We start from the raw sequence: 23,247 nt of genomic DNA, 5'->3' as shown, positions 1-23,247 counted from the left end.
TTACGTCGAAATCACGTCGAACTGCGCAGCGCCGCCCAGGTGTTGGGCCCCACCTCGCCGTCGACCTCCAGCCCCTTGTCGCTCTGGAACAGTCTGACCGCGGACTCCGTGTCCGCGCCGAACTCTCCGTCCACGCCCGAGCCGCCGACGCTGTAGCCGCGCTTGCTGAGCATGCACTGCACCTGGACGACGCGCTGGCCCTTGTCGCCCCGGTCGGTGATCTCGGTGCCGGAGTAGTGGGTGCAGTCGGAGATCCAGGGCGGGGTGGCGGGCGTCGTGGCCGTCTTGGTGGGGGCGGCGGTCGGGGCGCCGTCCCCACCACTGCCGCTGGTGGGCGTGGCCTGCGTGCCGCCCGCGGCGCTGTCGGAGGCGCTCGGGCCGGCGGACTCGGCTGCCGCGGCGGACGCCTTCGCGTCGGTGTCTTTCCCCGTCCCCTCCCTCTCCTTCTCCCTTTCCTCCTTCTCCTTCTCCTTGTCACGGGAAGGCGACGAGGAGGAGCCGGGGAGGGAAGAGCCCTGAGCGTCGTCGTCGGCGGTGCTGCCGGTCGCCGTGGCCGCCGCCGGGGCCGTTTCGTCGACGGACGGGCCGGCGACGAAGAAGGCGCCCGCGGCGACCGCGCACACGGCGAGACCCGCGGCGACGGCGAGGTATGCCCTCCGCTTGCGCCGCTTGCCGTCGTCCTCGGGGCCGGGGACAGCCGTACGTTCCCCCGGCAGTCGCAACTGGACCGTCTCCTGGGAGGTCCGAGAGGTCCGCGAACTCAGGGGTGCTCGGGCGGTCTCCTGGACGGCGACAGCTTCCAGTACCTCGCAGGCCTGCCCTCGGGCCAGCAGCCGGGCGCTCAGCGGCTCGTGCCAGACGGCTGCGCCGCCGTGACCGGCTGCCGTGGCGGCGTCGGTGAGCTGCCGCGGGGTGGGGCGTCCGGCGGGATCCTTGGCGAGGCAGGCGGTCAGAAGGGCGGCCAACGCGGGGTCCACGGCGGAGAGTTCCGCCATGATGTCCTGCTTGGGCTCCTCGAACGCGACCCGGTGCATCACGTCGACGCCCGTTCCGTCCCCGAACGGGGCGTGCCCGGTGGCGGCGTAGATCAGGCTTCCCGCGAGCGAGAAGACGTCGGAGGCGGTGTCGCAGCGGCCCTCGCGCAGATACTCGGGCGCCATGAAGGCGGGCGTGCCGACCCGGCTCCCGGTCGAGGTGATCGCGCTGCTGTCGGCGGCCTGCGCGATGCCGAAGTCGATGACGTGGGCGCCCTGCAGGGACAGGATCACGTTGGACGGCTTGAGATCCCGGTGTACGACGTCGGCGGCGGCCAGCGCCGACAGGGCCTGCCCCATGTCCCCGACCAGCCGCCACACCCCGGCGCGCCCCAGCTTGCCGCACTCGCGCCCCGCCTCGGCGAGGTCCAGGCCGGGCAGGTACTGCGTCGCCGTCCACAGCAGCGAGTCGTCGAACCCGGTGCCGAGCAGCTGCGGCGTGCGCGGGGTGTGGACCCGTCCGTGCACGGCGGCCTCCCGCTCGAAACGCCGCCGGAAGCGGGCGTCTTCGGCGTACTCGGGGCGGATCACCTTGACGGCGGCGAGGCCGGGGGCGTTGTCGGCGGGGCGGGCCAGATAGACGTGGCCCATGCCGCCGCTGCCGAGCAGGCCGAGGGGGACGTAGGGGCCGATGCGGGCGGGCGCGGTCGGCTTCAGGGGGGTGGCGCCGGCCTGCGTCAGGGCGACGTCGAGGGCCGCCGAGGTGGGTGATGGCGTGGGCTGCCGCTGGTCGGTCATGGATCCCCCGAGTGCTGCTCTGCACCAACGGCCACTCGTGTCCCGTCAGTTGGTGTGAGGCTACCGCGTGAGGCGGCACGGGGAAGCGTGGTCGCGGCTACGGGAGGGTGCTGTTGCACCAGTTGGTGGAAGCCCCGGCCTCGGGCGCGGTACCGGTCATGCCCAGCCCGGCCAGCAGCGTGAGACCGGCCACGGCGACCGCAGTCGTGCGCGCGGGCACGCGTCGCGGCCTCCGGCCCTCCCCCGAGGGAGCCGGAGGCCGCGGGTCAAGCGGTCAGCCAGGCGCTCAGCAGGTGCGCAGCCCCGGGATCGCCCCGTAGTTCACGCCGCCGGACACCTTGTTGGCGGGGAACCAGCCCCAGCCGCCGTTGCTGACGTTGGTGTCGGCCTGGGTCCACAGCCACCAGTCGTTGCGGGCGTCGCCGACCGGCGGGTTCTCCTGGCCCGGGAACTTCTTCTGGCAGACGAACCAGTTGTCGCCCGCGTTCAGCCGGCCCGCGACGTTGCCGTTGAACATCACGTTGCCGGCCTGGTAGTTGTGGCAGTAGCGGGAGTTGTTCGGCCCGCTGCCCCAGCAGCCGTTCGGTGCCGCCGAAGCCCCCGCCGGCGTCAGGGCCACGGCGCCCGTGGCGAGTACGGCAACGGCTCCCAGCGAGGCGAGCATGCGCTTCATGGTCGGTGTCCCTCCGGAATTGCCACCCCCGTTGGTGGACAGCAACACCGTGACGCCGAGCAGCCCCGAGCGGTACCTGAGAACTCTCAGGGTCACCTCTTCGCGGGCGGCGTGTACTCCTTGAGGTAGTGGGCGACGCGGGCGGCGTAGTCGCGGTACTTCGGGGGAACTCCGCCCGCGTTGTTCACGACCTTGGTCGAGGTGCGGTAGGCGGCGGCCAGCAGCACCTGGCGGTCGCCGGACAGGCCGGTCCGGTCCAGGAGCGGCTCCATGTAGCAGAGGTAGCGGCCCACGGCGGGGATGGACTGGGCCGGCGTGAGGGGAGGCTTGGGGGTCGCCGTCGCGGGCACGCCGTCCGCGCGGATCCACCAGCGCAGCAGACTCGGCGTCCAGCGGGCGATGCCGTACTCGCCCTCCTCGCCCACGGACGGGTCGGAGAGGTCCGGGTCGAAGTTGCTCTCCGCCTTCAGCAGGGCGGCGATCAGCGCGGGGGTGACCTCGGGCCGGACGCAGTCGTGGGCGGAGTCGACGATGAGGCGCCGGTAGGCCACCGGGACGCCCTTGTCGGTACGGAGTTCGGAGGCGCCGTAGGTGGCGGCCGTGACCCTCGTGGTCTCGCGCCCCGGCCCGCCGGCCCCGCTCCCGCCCCCGTCGGCACCGGTGTCGGCCCAGTTGCTGACGCCGTAACCGAGGGCAGCCACCGCCACCACGGCGGTCGCAGCGGTCAGCATCGTCGTACGGCGGGAGCGGCGGGGGAGGAGCGCCCGCGGCAGTCGCGGCGGGCGGCCCGTGCCCGCGGCGGCACCGACTCGCCCCAGCAGCGCCTGGGTGCCGATCCGGTCGCCGTGCGTACGGGTCAGGCAGTCCCGCACGATCTCCCGCCAGACGTCCGGGAGTTCGGGCGACAGCCGCAGTTCGTCGGTGCCGCGCGCGTAGGCGGCGGCAGCATCGCGGCGGGTCGACGGCGTGGCGCCGGGCAGCGGGAAGGAGCCGGTGAGGACCAGGTGGGCGAGGACGCCGAACGCCCAGACATCGGCCGACGGGCGGATACGCCGGCCGCGCTCGCCGATCTCCGACCAGAGCAGCTCCGGCGGCGTGTAGTCGGGTGTGGAGAAGGCGGGCGTGTACGCGTGCGTGCCCTCCAGCTCCGCCGCCATGTTGAAGTCGGCGAGCCGGGCCGAACCGTCCCTCATCAGCAGCACGTTGGCCGGCTTCAGGTCCCCGTGCACCCAGCCCGCGTGATGCAGTTGCGCCAGCCCCTCGCAGATCTGCGCGAGCAGGACGGGACCGGCGGCGGGGCGTGGCTGAGCCGCGAGCAGCGCGGACAGGGAGCCCTCCGCCTTCTCCAGTACGAGGATCGTGGCACCGTCGAGGGCGGGACGGGCCGGGTCGTCGACGGTGAGGGTGTCGTACATCCGGATCAGCCGCGGCTGCTTCAGCCGGCGGTGCAAGTCGACCTCGCGCTCGATGAGTTCGCGCAGGTGGGTGAGCTGGCGGGGGGTACCGGTGCCGGTGGGCAGGAACTTCAGGGCGACCGTCTTCGGCAGGGCCTCGTCGTCTCCGACGCGCCTGCCCTCGTACACGCTCCCGAACGCCCCCGTCGCGATCGGTTCCCGCACCTCCCACGCGCCCACCCGGTACCCCTTCGGCACCGGCACGGCGTACGGCTCGGTCACCGGGCCACCCGGCCGGACGCCGACGCCGACGCGGACGGAGCCGAGAGCGACGGAGCCGGCGGCGAGGACGCGCGCAGGACGACGAGATCGTCCTCGCGCACCAGGTCGAACCGGAGCGCCAGCGAGACCAGCGACTCCTTCTTTCCGTTGAGCCGCGGCCCCGTGTCGGCTGTCTCCGGGCCGGGCTTGAGCCGCAGCTTCACCGCGAGGTAGTCGATGTTCCACTGGACCGACGTACGGGACGCGGCGGGCCAGTTGGGGCGCAGCCGGTCCACGACCTGGTCGACGGTGGGCAGCGGGGCGTGCGGTTCGCCGCGCAGCCGGGGCTCGCACAGGGCGGCCAGGACCGCGAAGTAGCGCTTGGTGCGATCGACCGAGAAGGCGGGTGCGGTGGTCGCGCCGTCCAGGCCGCCCTCGGAGCTGAGGTAGTCGTGGCGCGGCGCCCACACCTCGATCGGCAGCAGATCACCGGCCGCCGGCAGCACGATCCGCGAGAACTCGAAGGGGATCGGCGCGTCGAGCCGCCCCGGCCCGACCTTGATGTGCTCGCCCGCGCCCTCCGGGTTCTCCACGACGTACGTCTGCTCCCGGCTGAGGTTGCTCAGTATCCAGAAGGCGCCCTGCGCGGTGATCTCACCGGCTCTGCGGGACACGCCGTCGTGCGCGATCGTGAGGTCGTTGTCGGAGGCGGAACGCCCGAAGCCGAGCCGCTCGCCGGGCGCCAGCCGGAGCTGGGTGCGGTCGGTCTCGTCCTCCGTGGTCGGCGGAGGTACCACGATGATGCTGTACAAGGTGCGTCTCCCCGTGCCTGACGGCTACCCACGTCAGAGTAGGGCGACGCAGCGAGGCCGCGCCCCCCTCGTACGAGTGAGACACGGCCATCGGCTGTGTTTGGCGTGAACTGAGTCCCGCCCCAACGGGACCCTCGGTGAGGTCAGTTCTGTACGACCATGGTGCTCGCGGCCTTGTCGTGCCAGCCCTGCTGGCGGCCCGACTTGTCCCAGAACGGGGACAGGTAGACGAGGAGCTGGCCGATGCCGCAGGCCAGGCTGCCGACGATCGGGATGATCCAGCGGATGAACGAGGAGCCCAGGCCGGGCTTCTGGCCGGTGTCGGCCTTCACGACCCGCAGGCCGACGGCCATCTTGCCGAGGGTGGCACCCACCAGGCCGACCATCAGCCACTCGTAGAGCAGGCCGATCACCGCGAAGACACCGACCACGGCACCGATCGAAGCCACGATGTCGGAGCTGGCGTCGTTCACGCAGGTGCTGTAGTCGACGGCGTTGGGGTCACAGTCGTTGGCCGCGTTGAAGGAGCCCGCGACACCGACGGCGGCGAGGATGATGTAGATGACGGTGAACGCCACCCCGTCGATCAGCCGGGCGCCGAAGCGGCGGCCCATGGACGCCACTCGGGGAGGGAAGCCCGGACCGCCGCCGCCGGGGTAACCCGGCTGCTGCGGATAGCCGTAACCGCCCTGCGGGGGCACGCCCTGCGGCGACTGCGGGTAGCCGTAACCGGCCCCGCCCTGCGGGTAGGGAGGCTGTCCCGGCTGGGGGTAACCGGGCTGCTGTCCTTGCTGCGGGTACCCGTAGCCCTGATTGGGGTCCTGCGGCTGACCGTAAGGTGGGTTGGGCGAGCCGAAACTCATGGCCGGTTTCCTCCGTTGCAAATGCGGGGACGATGCGGCATTGCGCGGAGGAACTTCACGATTTGAGCGGTTTTGCCCCCCGAACACGTTCCGCGAAACTGCGCCGTTCATCGTTCTAGCTAACGTGCGATTTTGTCCAGTCTGAGGCGGAACCTGTTGTGCAGATGCAATCTTCGGGATCTTGCAAGGGCGATGTGCGTCACGGGCCGGGCGTCCGATTGGAACCGGGAGGGCGTCATCCGGGAGGATGGGTGTCATGACCGCCCAGATTCTCGATGGCAAGGCCACCGCAGCCGCGATCAAGTCCGATCTGACCGCCCGCGTGGCGGCGCTGAAGGAGAAGGGCATCACGCCCGGCCTCGGCACGATCCTGGTCGGGGAGGACCCCGGCAGCCAGAAGTACGTCGCCGGCAAGCACCGCGACTGCGCCCAGGTCGGCATCGCCTCCATCCAGCGCGAGCTGCCCGCCACGGCCACGCAGGAGGAGATCGAGGCGGTCGTCCGCGAGCTGAACGAGGACCCGGCCTGCACCGGCTACATCGTCCAGCTGCCGCTGCCCAAGGGCATCGACGAGAACCGGATCCTGGAGCTCATGGACCCGGACAAGGACGCCGACGGCCTCCACCCGATGAACCTGGGCCGTCTGGTCCTCAACGAGCCCGCTCCGCTGCCCTGCACCCCCAACGGCGTCCTCACCCTCCTTCGCCGCTACGGCGTCGAGATCAAGGGCGCCGAGGTCGTGGTGGTCGGCCGCGGCGTGACCATCGGCCGCCCGATGCCGCTGCTGCTGACCCGGCGCAGTGAGAACGCGACGGTGACCCAGTGCCACACCGGCACGCGGGACCTGTCCGCACACCTGAAGCGCGCGGACATCATCATCGCCGCCGCGGGCTCCGCCCACCTGATCCGCCCCGAGGACGTGAAGCCCGGCGCCGCCGTCCTCGACGTCGGTGTCTCGCGCAGCGCCGAGGGCAAGATCGTGGGCGACGTCCACCCCGGCGTCGCCGAGGTGGCCGGCTGGATCTCCCCCAACCCCGGTGGTGTGGGCCCGATGACGCGGGCGCAGCTGCTGGTCAACGTGGTCGAGGCGGCGGAGCGCAGTGTCGGCTGAGGGCGGCGTCGGCAAGACGCGGGACACCGAGGACGTCGAGGAGATCGAGGTCCGGGATCCGGTGAGCGCACCGGACGCGGAGGGCAAACCCCGGCGCACCACTCGCCGCTTCCCGCTGTTCACCAGGGACACGGCACGCCCCGAGGGCGGCGGCCGAGCCGCGTCCGGTGACGCCCCGGCGCCCGCCCGGCAGTGGCCGGTCCTGCTGGTGCTGGGCCTGGTCGCGGTGGGTCTGTTGATCACCGCGCTCGACGTGTTCCGGGTCGGCACCCTGGTGATCGGCAGCGCCCTGCTGGCCGGCGCGGTGCTGCGGTGGTTCCTGCCCAGTGTCGGCATGCTCGCCGTGCGCTCCCGCTTCACGGACATAGTGACGTACGGCGTGCTGGGCCTCGTGATCGTGCTGCTGGCGTTGATGGCGCAGCCGGACCCGTTGCTGAGGGTCCCGTTCCTGAAGGACGCCCTGCATTTCACGGTGGACAGCTGAGGCCTCCCGGCCCCGAAGGGCACACGGCGCGACGGCGGCCCGTCCTCTCCCCCGATTAAGGACGGGCCGCCGTCTGCGTCAACCCTCGGGCACGGCGAAGGGGCTGTTCAACGCCTGTCAGTGCGCTGTGGCACGGAAGTGACCGTTCCGCTACGTCGCAGCACATCGGGAACCAATGCGCCGCCCGGTGTCGTCACCCGATCGGATCTGGTTCGGAGGTGAGCGATGGGTGCGTGGCAGCCGCTGCCCGACGATCTGCCGCCGGAGGTGCGGCACTTCGTGGAGCAGTTGCGGCAGCTCAAGGACCGCACGGGCCTGAGCCTGGTCGCGCTGGGCGCGCGCACCGCGTACAGCAAGTCCTCCTGGCAGCGCTACCTCAACGCCACCCAGCCCCCGCCCCGGCAGGCGGTCATCGCGCTGTGCCGGGTGGCGGGGACCGGCAGGGACGAGGCGGAGCGCTTCGGGGTGCGGTGGGAACTGGCCGTGCAGGCATGGCCGAAGCCCGCGGTGATGCCGACGAAGGCGGAGCACGAAGCGCACGGGGTGCACGGGTCGTGTGCGGCGGGCGGGGCGCCCAGGGAGTACGAGGAGCGCGAGGAGTACGAGGACGACCCCACCCTGCCGTGGTGGGACGCGCCGCCGAAGGAACCGGAGCCGTCGTCGAGTCGGCTGCTGGTGGCCGCCGTCGTGCTCGCCGTGGTTCTGGTGCTGACGGCGCTGATCGGGGCCCTTGCGCTGGGGTGAGCCCGGTGGGACTGTCGCGTCGGACTTGCCCGAATACGGCGCATGTGACACACGTGATCGTTTATGTGCTTTCTGTGTGTCGATGTATTGACAAGTTCGGTAATTTCGAGGAAGTCACTCAACAGGCGGGCTAGCGTGGTCGACCGGGACGCCCGGGGTCGTCCCACGTGTTGGCAAGGGCTTACTACCAGGGTGGCGTCGGCCGGGGAGGGTCGCCGGTGGAACACTGGACGCCATTCGATGGGCGTGCAACGGTGCATGCCCACGGTCCCAATGCTCCCGTGCGCCCCCACCCCGGGAACTGAGATCCTTACTGGGCGCATCCCTGTGGGTAGCCACATCGGGGACTCGGCAGAGGGCACCACGCGCGGGGGAACCCGAGAAACACCAGCACGAACCGGGGGGAAGAGGGGGAAGCAATGCCTCGTTGGAGGGCCTTGCCGGATGAACTCGATCCGCAGGTCAGGGAGTTCGCGAGCCAGCTGCGCCGGCTTGTGGACCGCAGCGGTCTGAGCATCGCGGCGTTGGCCGACCGCACGGGATACAGCAAGACGTCCTGGGAGCGGTATCTGAACGGGCGGCTGCTCGCGCCCAAGGGCGCGATCGTGGCGCTTGCCGAGGTCACGGGTACCAATCCGGTCCACTTGACGACGATGTGGGAGCTCGCCGAACGGGCCTGGAGCCGTTCGGAGATGCGCCACGACATGACCATGGAGGCCATCCGGATCTCCCAGGCCCGCGCGGCGCTGAGCGAGTTCGGAGCACCCCCGGCGAATGCCAAGGGGGGCGCAAAGGCGGGCCGGACGGCGCGCAAGAGCGGCAGCGCGACGGCGACGCCCGGTATCGCGGGTCCGGCGGGCGTGGCACCGACGGTACCGCCGGTGCCTGCACAGCCGACGGCACCGGAGGTCCGGGACTCGGCGGTCCGGGATTCCGCGGTTCGCGATACGCCGGTGCGGGATTCCTCCGTCCGGGACGCGGTCCGGGATTCCCAGGTACGCGACTCCTCGGTGCGGGACTCGCCGGTCCGGGACTCCGGTGGAGGTGACGTCCGGGAGGGCGGGGCCGACTCCGGGGGCAACTCGTGGGGACTGGCGGGGTATCGAGGTCCGGCGCCCGCGAGCGGCCGTACGTCGGGGGCCGTGCCGTCGGGAGTGTCCGGGGCGTCTGCGACGTCCGGGGCGTCCGGCGCCTCCGAGGCGTCCGGCGCCGCGTCGATGTGGGCGCAGGGCGCGTCCCAGCCGTACGGCGAACCCCCTCAGGGGCCCCGCCCCGGAGGCGGGTCCGCCGGGGGCGGTGGGGGCAAGCGGCGGCTGACGATGTTCCTCGCGGGGGTCGTCGGTGTGCTGGTCGTGATCGCGGCGGTGTTCTTCCTCACCGACGCCGGCCGCGGGCAGAAGGGCGACGAGGCCGCCAACTCGCCCTCGCCGTCCGCGACGACCGACCCCGACCTGCCTCCCGGGGTGAAGTGCAGCGGCGACTCCTGCACCGGCAAGGACGCGGAGAGCATGGGGTGCAGCGGCGACCTCGTGACGACCGCCAAGACCGCGACCGTCGGCACGGCCGTGGTCGAGGTGCGCTACAGCGAGGCGTGCGGCGCCGCGTGGGGCCGTATCACGCAGGCCGCGCAGGGGGACGAGGTGGTGGTGACGGTCGGCAAGAAGAAGCAGAACGGCACGATCACCGTCGTCGGCGACACGATCGCGTACACGCCGATGGTGTCCGTGAAGGACGCGGGCGAGGCCATCGCCTGCGCGACGCTGGCCGCCGGACAGGAGGGGTGCACGCAGTAGCGAGGCACCCGAAAGGGCAACGGAGCGGCATCTCGACGCCGGTCAGGCAATCGCAGCCTGGCCGGCGTCGGGCGTTCGGACGGGGCCGGGGATCGGGGCGACCGGGACGGAAGGACCGACCCGAAACTATTTCGGGTCGGACAGGAATGGCCGTCGGCAAAGTGGGCACGCGCACGGTACCCCCACGGGAGTCCGGCAACCGGTACCCCCACCCGGCGGCCGCCCGTCCACCCTCTCCCGGACCGGGCGGCCGCCGCTTTTTGCCCCAGTGGCGGCTTTCTGTGGGCCGGGCCACACGGACCCGGCCGTGCGAGATCCCGGAGGCGCGATAGCCTGACCGGTGGATCTCTCGACGCCAAGAGATCGATCATCTCTACGTCCCGTACCCCGGGGCAGGGATGCCCTCACCGCCAGCTGTCATACGGAGAACGCCATGACCCGCACTCCCGTGAACGTCACCGTCACCGGCGCGGCCGGCCAGATCGGTTACGCCCTGCTCTTCCGCATCGCCTCCGGCCAGCTGCTCGGCGCGGACGTGCCGGTCAAGCTGCGCCTCCTTGAGATCACCCCCGCGCTCAAGGCCGCCGAGGGCACCGCCATGGAGCTCGACGACTGCGCGTTCCCGCTCCTCCAGGGCATCGACATCTCGGACGACCCGAACGTCGCCTTCGACGGCGCCAACGTCGCGCTGCTCGTGGGTGCCCGCCCCCGCACCAAGGGCATGGAGCGCGGTGACCTCCTGGAGGCCAACGGCGGCATCTTCAAGCCCCAGGGCCAGGCCATCAACGCCCACGCCGCGGACGACATCAAGGTCCTGGTCGTCGGCAACCCTGCCAACACCAACGCGCTCATCGCGCAGGCCGCGGCCCCGGACGTACCGGCCGAGCGCTTCACCGCGATGACCCGCCTCGACCACAACCGCGCGCTGACCCAGCTCGCGAAGAAGACGGGCTCGACGGTCGCCGACATCAAGCGCCTGACGATCTGGGGCAACCACTCCGCGACCCAGTACCCGGACATCTTCCACGCCACGGTCGCCGGCAAGAACGCCGCCGAGGTCGTCAACGACGAGAAGTGGCTGGCCGAGGACTTCATCCCGACCGTCGCCAAGCGCGGTGCGGCGATCATCGAGGCCCGTGGCGCCTCCTCCGCGGCCTCCGCCGCCAACGCCGCCATCGACCACGTCCACACCTGGGTCAACGGCACCGCCGACGGCGACTGGGTCTCCATGGGCATCCCGTCCGACGGCTCGTACGGCGTCCCGGAGGGCCTGATCTCCTCCTTCCCGGTCACCACCAAGGACGGCAAGTACGAGATCGTCCAGGGCCTGGACATCAACGAGTTCTCGCGCGCCCGCATCGACGCCTCCGTCAAGGAGCTCGAGGAGGAGCGCGAGGCGGTCCGCTCCCTCGGCCTCATCTGACAGGCGCGCGCCGGCACTCACTCACACCGATCCCCGGGCGGCACGGCTGCCCGGGGATCGGTGCGTCCGCATCCCCGCTCCCTCGCTGTCGCCCCGTTCAGCGCCCTACGACCAGCTCGGCCAGGTCCAGAAACGCGTTCAGCGTCGGCGTCCGCAACTGCTCCAGTTCCCGGAAGCCCGGGGAGTGCAGAGCCTTGTCGAACGGGACGGCGACCACCTGGTCGGCACCGATGTCGAAGCGGCCGGGCAGATCGGCCGGTACCGGTCGGCTGGAGACCCCCTCCACCTGCGTCACCACGACGATCGCCTCGTCCGCCAGCTGACGGCGCCCGCTGCCCCGCAGCTGGTCGAGCACCCGCCAGGCGGCGTCGAGGAACCAGCCTGCACTGCCGCAGCACAGGATCAGCCGGTCGGTCAGATCGAGGACGGTGTCGGCCGACCGGTCGAGCCGCAGAGGGGCCCAGTCGGTGAGGACGAAGGAGTAGTACGGCGCGGTCCGCGCCAAGGCATGCGTGTACGCCTGGGTGTGGGCGAGGTTCGGGGGGACGTGGCCCGGCGGGTGCGCGGCGACCTCCAGGCCCGACGACAGGTGCGTGGTGCGGGCGCCGACCTCCTCGTACGAGGCCTCGGCGGGAAGGTCGGCCAAATCGCGCACGGTCGCGGGGTTCCGGCGGGTGAGGAAGGAGCCGAGCGCGCCCTCGTCGGCCGCTCCGTCGAGGGCCAGCACGGGTTCGCCCCGGACGGCGGCGAGGAGGGAGCCGAGCGCCATGGTCGTGGTGGCCCGGCCGCTGTAGTGATAGGCGCCGATCAGCGTGAGCCGCCTGGCTCGGTTCAGAGGCGTCCGCAGCCGGGCCAGCCGGGCCTCCCGCTCGCGGCGGGCGGAGCCGAACCGTGGCGGGCGGATCGGCGGAACTCCGGTGGGCGGCACGGTGGTCCGCGGCAGCGCGAGTGGTGCGTCCACCGCAGGCCTGGCCGCGGAGGGCGACCGGGGCGTGGGAGCGCGTTCGGCGCGGGACTGGGCGATGTAGTTGGCCAGGACGTCCGCGACCTCGCCTGCGGAGGGCCGTTCGACCGGATCCGGGTCGAGGCAGCGCAGCACGACCTGCCGCAGCCGTGCCCAGGTGTCGCCCTGCCACAGATGCATGCCCTCGGGGCCGGGAACATGCCGGTGCAGCTCCCGGCCCGCCTTGCTGCTGACCAGCTGGAGCAGATCGCCCAGCGCGCGCACGTTGTCCTCAGGGGTGGGTACGGGGCCGGTACCTGCGTAGCGGCCGGCTACGGCACAGTCGGACAGGTCGCCGAGCAGCACGGCGCGCCGTAGCACGAAGATGTTCTCGGCGCTGAGGTCCGCGGGCACGATCTCGTGGAGGTGGCAGAGGGCCACGGCGCTCGCCAGATGCCAGCCGACCAGGAGCGCGGTGAGCTTGTCGAAGGGGGCGGTTCTCGTCGCGTGGGCCTGGTTGAAGATCTCCGCGAGCCGTGGCGGCGGCTGGGTCCCGGAGTCGTCCTGGATCGGTGCCGTCGCCAGCCAGAGCCGGCCGCTGCTGTTGTCGCGCCCCTGCGCGAGCATTGCGGGGGCGTACTGCCGGTTCAGCCTGAGCAGCGCCTCGGCCTCCAGCGAGATCAACTCGTGTGCGCCGACCGGCAGATCGAGCCGCGCGGTGCGAACCATGGCGCGGGTGCCCTGCCGATGGACGCCGTCGTACTCCACCGTCCGGCGCAGCCGTCGTCGGCCGTGCAGCCGGTAGGGGCCCAGTTGCCGGGGGTCGTCGTCGGTCAGCGGCTGCCAGCCGTCCGCCGTGGGGCCATTCCGGCCCGGCTCTCGTTCCAGCCCGTGCACGTCCCGGTCGAACGACACCCCGAACCGGGTCAGCAGTCTGCGCTCGACATTCGTGAACGGACGGTGCGAGCCCGGCAGCTGGGCCGAGCCGTCAGGATGGGCGAGCCAGGCAGGGAAGTCGGGGGAGACCCCGGCGAGTTGTTCCAGGCGCCGCCCGATGCTGCGGCTGGTCCTCAGGAGCTCGGACTGCGGGACCGCGTCGAGGAGCGCCGACCGTGATGAGTCGGAGAAGTCGAACACCTGGTGCTTGGCGGGCAGCGGCCCGGACACCGGCGCGGGATGCGGCCGCATGAGGCCGCCGAGGAAGACCTCCGCGAGATGGGAGGTTCGCGCCTGCCACGGGACCGCTGTCTGGACCAGCCGCATGACCGGCACGGTGAGCGGCGACACGGCCGCCAGATGGGCGGCGAGCCGGTAGGCCTCCGGCGTGGCCGCGTCCCGGAAGTGCTGCAGGTCCCCTTGGCCGGCGGATGCAGCGGCGGTGCCCGACCGGAGCGGCCGGGCCAGCATCGGCAGCTCGACCGTGGCGCCGGGCGAGGCGAGGAGGTGGGCCCAGTCCCGCAAGGAGGCGGCCGTCGGCTCCAGGACCGGGACCGGCACGCCGTCGAACCGGGCGAGGTCGGACGGCAGCACAGGATCGGTGATCTCCCAGGAGGTGTTGGCACCGCCGATCCGCCGAGTCGTGGCCTGCCACCGCTCCGCGTGGATGCCGGACCCTTCCCACAGGCCGGACGGCAGGGTGTGCAGCACGGCGGCCGGGCCGCGGGAGGCCCAGAAGGAGAGCAGGTCGTGCAGGGCACCGCTGCGCCAGGAGCCGCCCATGCCGTCGCTGATGACGAGGACGAGGGTGCGGCCCGACGGGTCGCCGACCGCGCTCAGCGGCACCGGGGTGCTGTCGGGCCGGAAGGGGCGGGCGTGCAGACGCGGCTCGGAGACGCTGCGGGAGTCGAGGCCGAGGACGCGGGTGGTGGCGAAGGCGCCCAGGCGTTCGAGCAGGGTGCGCAGTTCGGCACCCAGCCGGTGCCACAGCAGCATTGACAGGCCGTCGTCGACAAGCAGTGCCAGATGCAGCCAGCGCTCCTGCACGGGTCGCAGCACCACGTCGGGCAGCAGGGTCTCGGCGAGCTCGGCGGCGGTGCGTTCCTCGTCGATCTCCCGCCGGTGCGGACTGGCCTGCCTGCGCCGCAACGGTCGCAGCGCTCGCCCCAGTTCGAGCTCGCGGGTCAGCGCCTTGTCCTCCGGCACGCGTACGGGCAGCGCCTTGCCCGGTTCGGGGTCCTGGCGCAGTCGTATCCCGGGAAGGGGCGGCGGGGTCTGCCTGGCGGCCGCGTACAGGGAGGGGGCGGTGAGGTCGGGCAGGTCCGGGTCGTCGGGGTCGGGCTCCGGTGTGGGCCGGGGCGGCGTGGCTCCCTCCGGCTCGACGGTGGGCGGTGGTTGCGGCGCCGGCTGCTCGACGCGGGCGAGCCGGTTGAGCGGCGCGTCGTCCTCGCCCGGCATCCGCCGCGCCAGCCACAGCACGTCGAGCACCTGGTCGGCGTCCAGCTCCTCTCCGGAGGCCGCCAGCACCCGCAGAGCCGCCACGAGCCGCGCCCCGCCCCCACCCACGCTCATGACGCGCCCGTCCACACCGCCGTCACAGCGCCCCGGTCAGCTGGTGCAGCACGGCGTCCAGCAAACCCTCCGCGTCCAGGTCGACACCGCCGGTACGCAGGAACACCGCGTTCAGGAGCTGGTCGGTGGCCAGTTCGCCGGGGGCGCGGCGGCGCAGGAAGGCCTCGATGAGTTCGTCCGCGTCGCGCAGGGCTTCCTCGCCGAGGTGGGCCGTGACGATCGCGCGCAGCCGTGCCTCGTCGGGGACCGGCAGAGCGAGGCGGACACAGCGGCGCAGGAAAGCCGGCGGGAACTCGCGCTCGCCGTTGCTGGTGATGACCACGACCGGGAACTCGGCGCACTGCATCCGGCCCTGGTGAACTGTCACCGAGCCCCGGTGGTCCGCGGTCTGCACCTCGACATCCGCCATGTCCTCGGGGAGCCGGGTCAGTTCGGGGATGTCGAAGAACCCCTCCTCGAAGACGGTGAGCAGGTCGTTGGGCAGGTCCACGTCGCCCTTGTCCATCTCGTCGATCAGCAGCGCCCGCGGTGTGGCCGACGGCACCAGGGCCGTGCCCAGCGGGCCGAGCCGGATGAACGTCCCGATCGACGGCTCGCTTTCGCCCCGGTCGCGGCTGAGCGTGGTTTCGCGCAGGCGGCCGATCGCGTCGTACTGGTAGAGCGCCTCGCGTACGGTCGACCGGCTGTTGATGGACCAGCGCAGCAGCTCGCCGAGCCGCAGCTCGTGCGAGACCGCCCGGGCCAGCGACGACTTACCGGTGCCGGCCGGCCCGGTGACCAGCAGCGGTCGGCGCAGATGCAGGGCGGCGTTGACGACGTCGGCGTGCTCCGGCTGGATCAGGTACGGCAGTTCGGGGCGCAGGGCCGGAGCCGGGCTGAACCGGCGCCACGGCGGCGCCGAGGGCAGGGTGACGGCGCGGGGGACGCCGTTACCGCGAAAGAGGCGCCAGTCGGCCTCGGAAGCGGAGGTCATGCGCTCTCCTGTGGTTCGCTCAGGTGCAGTCGGGGCACCGTACGGTCGGCGTCCGCCCAGGCCAGGACCGGGCGCCCGGGGAAATCGGGGGCGCGGGTGCCCCGGGCGTTGGCCCGGTAGACCCGCACTCCGTCGGGCAGTTCACGCGTGGCGACATCCGCCATGTGCTTGGTGACATGCGAGGGGGTGTCCCGGCCGCGGTCCCACACCACCACCGGTATGCCCACGGCGAGACAGATCTGAACGATCGCGTCGCGCGGCCCCGGGGGCACGTCGACGGACACCCGGACCGTGTCGAGCCGGCCCATCAGCTCGTAGTAGATCTGATGCGGGTCCTGCGACGCGTCCGATACGACCAGGGTCTCTCCGGAGTCGAGCTGGCTCCACCGCTCACGCCAGTCGGGTAGGAAACGCTCGTGCCGGCGCAGGAGTTCCGGACAGTGCACGACCAGCGGGAACTCCACGCCCAGCATGCCCGGCACGACTTCGCCGGGTACCTGGGCCGCCCACTCGTCGATCGGCAGGTTCAGGTCGGCACGGTCCACGAGCACCTCCACCAGCGGCCGGCCGACGTCACGGTCCGAGGGGGTGAGGGACTCCATGACACGCAGCAGTTCGCGTGCCGCCTCGGGCGCCGAGTACGAGGCGGCGCTGTCGACCGACACCTGCCGTGGGCCCGTGCCCTCGTCGCACCAGATGCGCAGCCGGTGCCGCCCCCGACCGGCCCGCGCCACCTGGACCAGGACCCGCTTGCGCCGGACACTGCCGCGCAGCACGCGGGCCCAGTCCTGGGCGTCCGAGCGCCGCTCCCTGACGGCGGCGCCCGGGATACCGAGCCGGCCCGCCACGCCGTCCGACCACAGCCGGAGCTCCGCCTGCCGGGGCGCCGGGCACAGCGCGGCGACGTACTCGACGACCCGCAGCAGGGCCGGAACCCGTGTCTCGCCGTCGTCCGAGTGGCCGTCTCCGGGCAGCTTCTCCAGGTCGTCCAGCAGGACGTCCAGGGTGGCGCCGTCGGTCAGGGCGGCGACCCGCTTGGTGGCCTCGCGCACCGCCTCGGGGAACCGGTCGAGCACCGACCGGTCGACGTTGCGCAGGAGTTGGTGGAGGCGACGGTGTTCGCGCGGTGAGAGCAGCAGCGGAGTCTCCGACAGTCGGCCGGCGACCAGCACGCGGTTGGTCGCCATCGGGTCCCTGGGGCGCAGGATCTCGGTGAAGGCGGCCAGGGCGCGGCGATCGCGGAGCAGGAACGCCGCGAACTCCTCGATGGGGGGCGGGCTCACCGGGCTTCCCTGTGCGACGCCGCACGCGAGGGCCAGTTGGCGGGCGGTGTCACCGAGCGAGTACGGCGACGGCAGGGCGTTCCCGATTGCCGTCACGAGCATGCCGAAGGCGGGGTCGTCCGGATCGGCGGGCTCGGCACCCTCCTCGGCGAGGACGCCGAGGGGCCGCAACTCGGCCTCGACCTGCTGCCAGGGAATCGCCCAGCTGCGTCGGACCATGTGCTGCGGGCTGTGCGGAAGCGGGGCCCCGCCGGAATCGCACGGCGGCATGAAATGCGCGGCGAGGAGTCCGACCACGGCTCCGTCCTCCTCGCACCACAACGGGCCGCCGCTGTAGCCGGGGCCGACCGCCATGCCCGTGGCCTTGCCGTCGAGGTAACCGACGGAGCCGTCGAGGGCGGCGACCCGTAGATCGGCGAAGGTCGCGCTGTGCCCGCTGCCGTGCCAGGCCCGCACCTGCTGACCGGGAACCATGGCCGTACGCCGGTCGGCCGCGGGCATGCCGACGGGCGGCGCGTCGACCCGCAGCACCGCCAGATCGCCGAGCCACTCCCCGTCGCCGTCCCGCACGGCCGTGCCCTCGCGTGTGCGTGGGGCGATCCAGTGCGCCACGCGCGCGGGGTACCGCTCCGTCTTCCGCGCCCCCTGCACCTCGACGAACAGCGGGTCGAGTCCGGGCGGCCGGGTCTCGAACAGCGCTCTGCCCAGGGCGTCGTTGACGACATGCGCGCAGGTCAGCATCGCGTCACCGCCGAGTGCGACTGCCGCGCCGGCCGTCTTACCGTCGGTCGTACGGCGCACCGACGCGACGCGGGATCTCCCCTCGGTGTCCGGCGCTGCCCCGACCTGCCTGAACCAGTCCACCATCACTCCGCGCCGGGTGACGGCTTCCAACTGGCGGTGACGGTGAGGTGCGCCTGCCCGTTGCCACCGACGATCCCGAGCTTGAGGTCCTGGCCGACCTGGACGCCGAACGTCACGCTGAGCTCGCTCGGCGGATCCGGCACGGAGGACGCCACGTCGTGCACCTCCTGCAGCAGCGGCCCGAGCGGCCTGAGGGCCCCGCGCAAGGTCGCTGCGGCGAGGTTGACGACGGCGGCCCGCCCTCCCGTGGCGACGGGGACGGCCCGCCCCATGCCCTCGGGCAGGTCGTCGTCCTGCGCGGAGGGTTGTGCGGTGGCCGCTGCTGGAGCGACGAGGAACCTTACGGCCGTTCCGTCGTCGAACTCTGATTCCAAGAAGGTGGACACCGCAACATTGTGGCCTGAACTCCCGTGACAGGAGGCCAAGTTCGCCACTCACCGCGGACCCACTCCCTCGGTACGGGCCTGGTGCAGGCGCTGCGCAGGAAACGTGAGCGGAAGGGGGGAGACCGCGGCTTCGGGTGACCCCTGTCACACGTGTGTCCTATGCTGGTCGATCCTGATGCGATCAACTCCTGTGCAGGATGGGGGAGTTGGTCGCGCCATGACAGGGCAACCTGCCATGACTGGTTCCTGAATCGGGGGACGATCCATGACCCAGCCGCAGCTCCCGCCCCAGCGGGGGCAAGAGCCGAGATCCGGGCCGCGCCGTCCGGTCGACCCGGCCCGGAGCGAGGCATGCCGCCTGCTCTGCGCGGGGACGTATCTGCACGTCGGCTACCGGGACGCGGTGATCGACGAACTGTACGTGCACCGCGAGCGGTTCGCCGCGCCCTCCTACGGCTACGACGCGGCCCGCGTCCTCGCCCACGCCCTGCGTTCCCGCCGCCAGGAAGTGGCGTGGTCGGCAGGGATGATCGCCCTGTGGGTGGTCGTGGCCGCGCTCACCAAGTTCCACATCACCGTGGTGATCTGGCCGATCCTCCTGATCGCGCTGGGCCGCCGGCTGGGCGGCAGCCGTGACATCGACGGGAAGTTCCCGCAGTTCGCCATGTTCCGGCGGCTCCTCGCCTTCGTACTGCGCTGGTACGGGCGTCTCACCCTGCTCTTCGTGTACGTCACCCTGTTCCGGCTGCTCATCGCCGGTCCGGACGAGTACGCGTCCGACTCCTACGGTGGTTCCGGTGACAGCTTCCTCGACTCGTCGGACGGCGCCGATTTCGGCACCCCCTTGGACCTGCTGAACGCGACCCTCGCGGAACCCGGACGCTTCACGGCCGCGTGCCTGCTGGCGCTGCCACTGCTGCTGGCCCTGCTCAGCGTGGGACAGCGGGGCCAGTTCGCACGCACGATCGCGGGCGAGCTGTCCAAGCAGCGTTTCCCGAACGTCGCCGACGACCCGGCCGAGGCGGCATCCGCACCTCGGTTCGGCGAACTGAGCCGGCGTATCCGCCAGGAGCAGCACGCGCCGCTCATCCTCTACACGAAGGCCGAGCCGTTCCGCGGCGCGGGACTGCCCTTCGAACCGTGGTCCCTGTCGATCGAACTGCGCCCCCGCACGGCCGGCGACGGGGACTCACCCCTCGACGCGCTCACGAAGACCGACGCCACGCCCACGCCCGCGGAGCCGCTCGACAACGCCACGGTCCTGGAGAAGATCAAGCCCCTGGTGGAGCAGTTGCGGGAGCCCTCGGCGCGCACCTCCCCGCAGGCCGCCGACGCCGTGCTGGACCGGCTGCGCGAACTCGTCGTGGACGAGTGCGTGTTCCTGCCCGCGGAGGGGCTGCCGGGGCGGATGGCCTTCCCGTACACCAAGGACACGTATCTGATGCACCGCACGGACGCGGTGGAGGAAGGCGGCGAGCAGCGGCGGCACTTCCTGCGGGTGCGCGTCGGCGGGTGGGACGAGGAGATCGTCGTCACCGTCTTCGTCCGGGTCCACACCCAGGGCGGCATGCTGATGCTCGAGGTCGCCCCGCACGTACTGCCGCCGGTCAACGCGCTGTTCGCCACCGCTGACAGGAAGGCGCACGAGCATCTGCACCGCGGCGGCTTCGGCCGCTACCTCTTCGCGTTGCTGCGCATCCCGGCCGCGACCGGCGACGCCCTGCGGGTCCTCGCCCGTGCCGTCGCCCAGACGTGGCGGCAGCTCACCGACGTCCACGCGGACACGCTGCCGGACGGTCCCGGTGCCTCCGTGCGGGAACTGGGCGCGGACGACCGGGCAACCCTCTTCCAGGAGATGGACATCGCCCGCTATCTCAAGTCCATCCAGGACCGGATCGCGAGCGGGGTGGGCGAGGCGCTGTGGAACGCCGGGTACGAGGTCGCCGAGTTCGAGCAGAAGGTCACCAACGTGTTCAACAACAGCGGGACCTTCGTCGGAGGCAACGTGCAGGGCAACGGGATCGCGATCGGCAAGGACAGCAAGGTCGGCTCGCCGGCGGGCAAGCCGCCCCCGGCCTCGTCGGCCGGTGCCGGCGGCGCGTCGAAATAGCGCGTCGGAGCAGTGCGTCGTATCAGCGCGTCGAACAGCAGCAGACAACGGAGGGACCACATGAACCAGCCGCCAGCGGCCGACGGACCCGGCTCCGGTACGTACGTCGGGGGATCCGTCACCGGCAACGGCATCGCCGTCGGTGCCGGTGCCAGTGCCGCGTACACCTCGATGTCGGCGCCGGCCGACGAGTCGCATCAGGCCTTGCTGAAGGCCGTCCGCGATCTCAGCGAGGACCTGAAGAGGTATCCCGCCACCTCCGAGACGGAGGAGCTCTCCGCGAGCCTGGACGAGACCGAGCGCCAGGTGACCACCACAGGCCGCGCCCAGCCCGGCGTCCTGGAGCGGCTCCGCACCGCCCTGGAGGCGTCGAGCGGAGTCCTCGGCGCGATCACGTCCGCGACCGCCCTCGGCACGGCCGTGGCCGGCCTCATCGGGGGCTGAGCGATGCGCGGCGGGGGCGCCGGCGAGGTCCGGTGGAACAAGGACACACAGTCGTGGGAGCCGGCGGGCCCAGGCGGTCCCTCCGCCCCGCCTCCGCCGCCCGAGAGGCCGCCGCCGGGGGAGTGGCCCGCCGGGGAACAGGTGGGCGGGCCGTTACCGCCCGCCCCGGGCCCCGACTGGCCGCAGCCGCCCGCCGCGCCGCCCGGGGCCCCGCGTGGTCGCCGGAACAGGGCCATCGCCGGCGCGGTCGGCGCGGCGGTCGCGGTCACCGCGCTCGCGACCTGGCTCGCGGTGGACCAGGCAGGGGACGACGACAAGGCGGGCGGCGCCGCGTCGAGTACGGCCACCACGTCCCGGGACGGCCGGTCCGAACCGCCCTCGGATGCCTCGTCCGACCCGGTTCCCACCTCAGAGGACCCGTTCACCGCGGCCTCCGAGTCGCCCGAGGTGCCCGACGGGTTCCGGGCCGTCGAGGATCCCTCGGGCTTCTCCACCGTCGTCCCCGAGGACTGGACCCGCAGCGAGCAGAAGGGCGGAGCCGTCGTCTTCTACACCTCGCCCGACGAACTGGGCCTGCTGCAGATCTTCGAGGTGGTCGAACCGGGCTACACCCCCGACGACGCCCTGGACATCGCCGTGGACAGCCTCTCCGGGCAGCCCGGCTTCACCCAGGTCAGCCGGGGAGCCGTCCCGGACGAGACGTATGCGAGCGAACTCGTCTACGAGTACGACAGCAAGGACCTCGGCGAGCGGGTCAAGGCCGTCGACCGGGTCTTCCAGACCGACGACGGGCGCCTGTACGCGATGGTCGTGCGCGGCACGACGGAGGACTGGCCCGGGACGCAGGAGACGCTGGAGACGGTCAGGGCGGCGTTCACGCCGAGCTGAAGCCTTCAGGGGCGGGCAGTGGGCGGGTCAGCCGGTGGGGCAGCGGGCGGTCAGGGGGAGGGCAGCCGCTTCTCGAACCAGTGGCTGGCATAGATGTTGTCGTCATACGCCGGGATGTCCGTGTATCCGCAGGCCCGGTACATCGCCTGCGCCTCGGTGAGCGCGGCGTGCGTGTCCAGGCGTACGGCGGTCAGGTGCCGTGCGGAGGCCGCCTGTTCGAGGGCGGCGAGGAGACGGCGGGCGAGGCCCAGGCGGCGGGCGTCGGGGTGCACCCAGACATGGCGGATCTCGCCGATGCCGGGTTCGAGGCGCCGTAGCGCTCCACAGCCCACGGGGCGGCGTTCCTCGTAGGCGACGAAGAACGCGCCGGCGTCGCCGGACACCTCCTCGGGCCGTACGAGGTCGTCCTTGTCGAACCCCTCGGGGAACCGCTCGTCCAGGTCCGCCGCGTAGGCGTCCAGACAGGACCGGGCGTCCGGTGCGGCGCCGTCGACGAGGTCGACGGTGATGCCCGCGAGGCGCAGCAGCCGCTGGGCGGTGGCCATCGCCCCGGTCAGTTCGGCGCGCTGCGGTGCGCTCAGGCCGGCCAGCAGCCCGGCCGCGGCCACGTCCGCCCGCCGGTCCTGCTCCGTCACCTCCACCCGCCCCTCCGGGGTCAGCTCGATCATGCGCGACCGGTTGTCCTGCGGGTGCGCGCTCAGCCTGACCATGCCCTGGGCTTCCAGCGTCTTGGCCATCCGGCTCAGATACCCGGCGTCCAGACCGAGCCGGCTCCTGAGCTCCCGCAGGGACGCGCCGTCCCCGATCTCGAACAGCAGCCGGGCCTCGCCGAGGGGGCGGTCCTGGCCGAGGTAGTGGTCGTCCAGTACGCCGATGCGGCGCGTGAAGTAACGGTTGAAGCGGCGCAAGGCCGTCACATGGTCCGTCGTCACTGGCTCCATATTTCTTTGACTTTAGTCAAAGACCTCGTCGGCGTCCATACTCCGGCCGGGCCGCGAGCCTGCCGGTGCGCTGCACTGGGCGGAGGTGCATCCTGAGAAGTGGTCCTTCAGCGGTCTTCTCGAACGAAGGAGCAGGTCATGCCGTCCCTGCATTTCCACGTGAACTCCTCGATGAGCCCATCCGAGGTCATGGGGGTACTGACCAATTTCAGCCCCACCCGCGTCGAGGAGTGGCCCTCCATCGACGCCGAGCACTTCCAGGTCCACGAGCGGGGGGACACCTGGGCCGAGGTCACCGAGGGAAACGAGAAGTCGTGGGAGCGTGCTCGCTACGAATGGGACCCGTCGACGAACCACGTCACCGTCACGACCCGGGACTCGAAGCCCTTCGGCTCGGGTGGGTGGGAGTTCCAGATGACTCCCACGGATGACGGCACGCGTATCGACGTCGACCTCGAACGGCATCCCACCTCGCTCAAGGCGAAGATGATGTCTCCGATCATTCCCTTCGCCGGGCCGGTGTTCCGCAAGTCGTTCAAGGAGCCCCTGCACACCATGTAGTCACTCGGGCGAAGGC

General features: G+C 72.0%; 20 protein-coding genes. 9 read left to right on the top strand and 11 right to left on the bottom strand.

What is annotated here, in order from left to right; translation table 11 throughout:
- Positions 1-11: 11 nt before the first annotated feature.
- From OHT51_RS17080 to OHT51_RS17055, 6 genes are all read right to left on the bottom strand, one after another.
- Positions 12-1,772, bottom strand: coding sequence for a protein kinase domain-containing protein (locus OHT51_RS17080; protein ID WP_328879816.1), 1,761 nt, complete (start codon positions 1,770-1,772; stop codon positions 12-14).
- A gap of 97 nt (positions 1,773-1,869) precedes the next feature.
- Complete coding sequence (locus tag OHT51_RS17075; RefSeq protein ID WP_328879815.1) at positions 1,870-1,992, bottom strand: hypothetical protein; 123 nt, start codon at positions 1,990-1,992, stop codon at positions 1,870-1,872.
- Between the two features lie 66 nt (positions 1,993-2,058).
- Entirely contained in the window at positions 2,059-2,445 is a 387-nt protein-coding gene (locus tag OHT51_RS17070) for a hypothetical protein (protein WP_328879814.1), read from the bottom strand.
- A 92-nt stretch (positions 2,446-2,537) separates the two neighbouring features.
- Entirely contained in the window at positions 2,538-4,121 is a 1,584-nt protein-coding gene (locus tag OHT51_RS17065; RefSeq protein WP_328879813.1) for a protein kinase domain-containing protein, read from the bottom strand.
- A complete protein-coding gene (locus OHT51_RS17060) occupies positions 4,118-4,912 on the bottom strand; it encodes an FHA domain-containing protein (RefSeq protein ID WP_328879812.1) in 795 nt (264 codons plus the stop codon). Before OHT51_RS17060 ends, OHT51_RS17065 begins: the two co-directional genes overlap by 4 nt.
- A 143-nt stretch (positions 4,913-5,055) precedes the next feature.
- Positions 5,056-5,775 (bottom strand): RDD family protein, encoded by a 720-nt coding sequence (locus OHT51_RS17055; protein ID WP_328879811.1) that lies wholly within the window; start codon positions 5,773-5,775, stop codon positions 5,056-5,058.
- 256 nt (positions 5,776-6,031) lie between these two features.
- Here OHT51_RS17055 and OHT51_RS17050 point away from each other — a divergent pair, with 256 nt between their 5' ends.
- The 5 genes from OHT51_RS17050 (at position 6,032) to OHT51_RS17030 (ending at position 11,330) form a co-directional block, all read left to right on the top strand.
- Positions 6,032-6,886, top strand: coding sequence for a bifunctional methylenetetrahydrofolate dehydrogenase/methenyltetrahydrofolate cyclohydrolase (locus tag OHT51_RS17050; protein ID WP_328879810.1), 855 nt, complete (start codon positions 6,032-6,034; stop codon positions 6,884-6,886).
- Positions 6,876-7,370, top strand: a complete 495-nt coding sequence (locus tag OHT51_RS17045; protein WP_328879809.1) for a DUF3017 domain-containing protein — start codon at positions 6,876-6,878, stop codon at positions 7,368-7,370. The genes OHT51_RS17050 and OHT51_RS17045 overlap by 11 nt, the downstream gene beginning before the upstream one ends.
- A gap of 225 nt (positions 7,371-7,595) precedes the next feature.
- Entirely contained in the window at positions 7,596-8,114 is a 519-nt protein-coding gene (locus OHT51_RS17040) for a helix-turn-helix domain-containing protein (RefSeq protein ID WP_328879808.1), read from the top strand.
- Between the two features lie 437 nt (positions 8,115-8,551).
- On the top strand, positions 8,552-9,907 hold the full coding sequence (locus tag OHT51_RS17035) for a DUF2690 domain-containing protein (protein ID WP_443052496.1): 1,356 nt from the start codon (positions 8,552-8,554) through the stop codon (positions 9,905-9,907).
- Positions 9,908-10,340: 433 nt separating this feature from the next.
- Positions 10,341-11,330: a malate dehydrogenase gene (locus OHT51_RS17030; protein ID WP_328879806.1), complete on the top strand. Its 990-nt coding sequence runs from the start codon at positions 10,341-10,343 to the stop codon at positions 11,328-11,330.
- A gap of 97 nt (positions 11,331-11,427) precedes the next feature.
- On the opposite strand, the gene OHT51_RS17025 is transcribed toward OHT51_RS17030, so the two are convergent.
- The 4 genes from OHT51_RS17025 to OHT51_RS17010 are packed head-to-tail and all read right to left on the bottom strand — an operon-like array spanning position 11,428 to position 18,287.
- Entirely contained in the window at positions 11,428-14,781 is a 3,354-nt protein-coding gene (locus tag OHT51_RS17025) for an SAV_2336 N-terminal domain-related protein (RefSeq protein ID WP_328879805.1), read from the bottom strand.
- Positions 14,782-14,803: 22 nt separating this feature from the next.
- Positions 14,804-15,754, bottom strand: coding sequence for an AAA family ATPase (locus OHT51_RS17020; protein WP_328879804.1), 951 nt, complete (start codon positions 15,752-15,754; stop codon positions 14,804-14,806).
- Positions 15,751-17,931 (bottom strand): VMAP-C domain-containing protein, encoded by a 2,181-nt coding sequence (locus OHT51_RS17015; protein ID WP_328879803.1) that lies wholly within the window; start codon positions 17,929-17,931, stop codon positions 15,751-15,753. Before OHT51_RS17015 ends, OHT51_RS17020 begins: the two co-directional genes overlap by 4 nt.
- Complete coding sequence (locus OHT51_RS17010; RefSeq protein WP_328879802.1) at positions 17,904-18,287, bottom strand: CU044_2847 family protein; 384 nt, start codon at positions 18,285-18,287, stop codon at positions 17,904-17,906. Before OHT51_RS17010 ends, OHT51_RS17015 begins: the two co-directional genes overlap by 28 nt.
- Before the next feature lie 265 nt (positions 18,288-18,552).
- Between OHT51_RS17010 and OHT51_RS17005 the strand changes: the two genes are divergently transcribed.
- The 3 genes from OHT51_RS17005 to OHT51_RS16995 all read left to right on the top strand — a co-directional run bounded on the left by OHT51_RS17005 (position 18,553) and on the right by OHT51_RS16995 (position 21,729).
- On the top strand, positions 18,553-20,397 hold the full coding sequence (locus tag OHT51_RS17005; RefSeq protein ID WP_328879801.1) for a hypothetical protein: 1,845 nt from the start codon (positions 18,553-18,555) through the stop codon (positions 20,395-20,397).
- A gap of 60 nt (positions 20,398-20,457) precedes the next feature.
- A complete protein-coding gene (locus OHT51_RS17000; protein WP_328879800.1) occupies positions 20,458-20,841 on the top strand; it encodes a hypothetical protein in 384 nt (127 codons plus the stop codon).
- Between the two features lie 141 nt (positions 20,842-20,982).
- Positions 20,983-21,729, top strand: a complete 747-nt coding sequence (locus tag OHT51_RS16995; protein WP_328879799.1) for a hypothetical protein — start codon at positions 20,983-20,985, stop codon at positions 21,727-21,729.
- A 50-nt stretch (positions 21,730-21,779) separates the two neighbouring features.
- Here OHT51_RS16995 and OHT51_RS16990 read toward each other — a convergent pair whose 3' ends face one another.
- Positions 21,780-22,670 (bottom strand): bifunctional helix-turn-helix transcriptional regulator/GNAT family N-acetyltransferase, encoded by an 891-nt coding sequence (locus OHT51_RS16990; protein ID WP_328879798.1) that lies wholly within the window; start codon positions 22,668-22,670, stop codon positions 21,780-21,782.
- 138 nt (positions 22,671-22,808) lie between these two features.
- Between OHT51_RS16990 and OHT51_RS16985 the strand changes: the two genes are divergently transcribed.
- Positions 22,809-23,231 carry a hypothetical protein gene (locus OHT51_RS16985; RefSeq protein WP_328879797.1) on the top strand — a complete coding sequence of 141 codons (423 nt, stop codon included), beginning with the start codon at positions 22,809-22,811 and terminating at the stop codon, positions 23,229-23,231.
- Positions 23,232-23,247: the final 16 nt, after the last annotated feature.

It is taken from the genome of Streptomyces sp. NBC_00299, from assembly GCF_036173045.1.
In the GTDB taxonomy this organism is placed as follows: domain Bacteria; phylum Actinomycetota; class Actinomycetes; order Streptomycetales; family Streptomycetaceae; genus Streptomyces; species Streptomyces machairae.
This window is presented reverse-complemented; position numbering and strand designations above follow the sequence as displayed.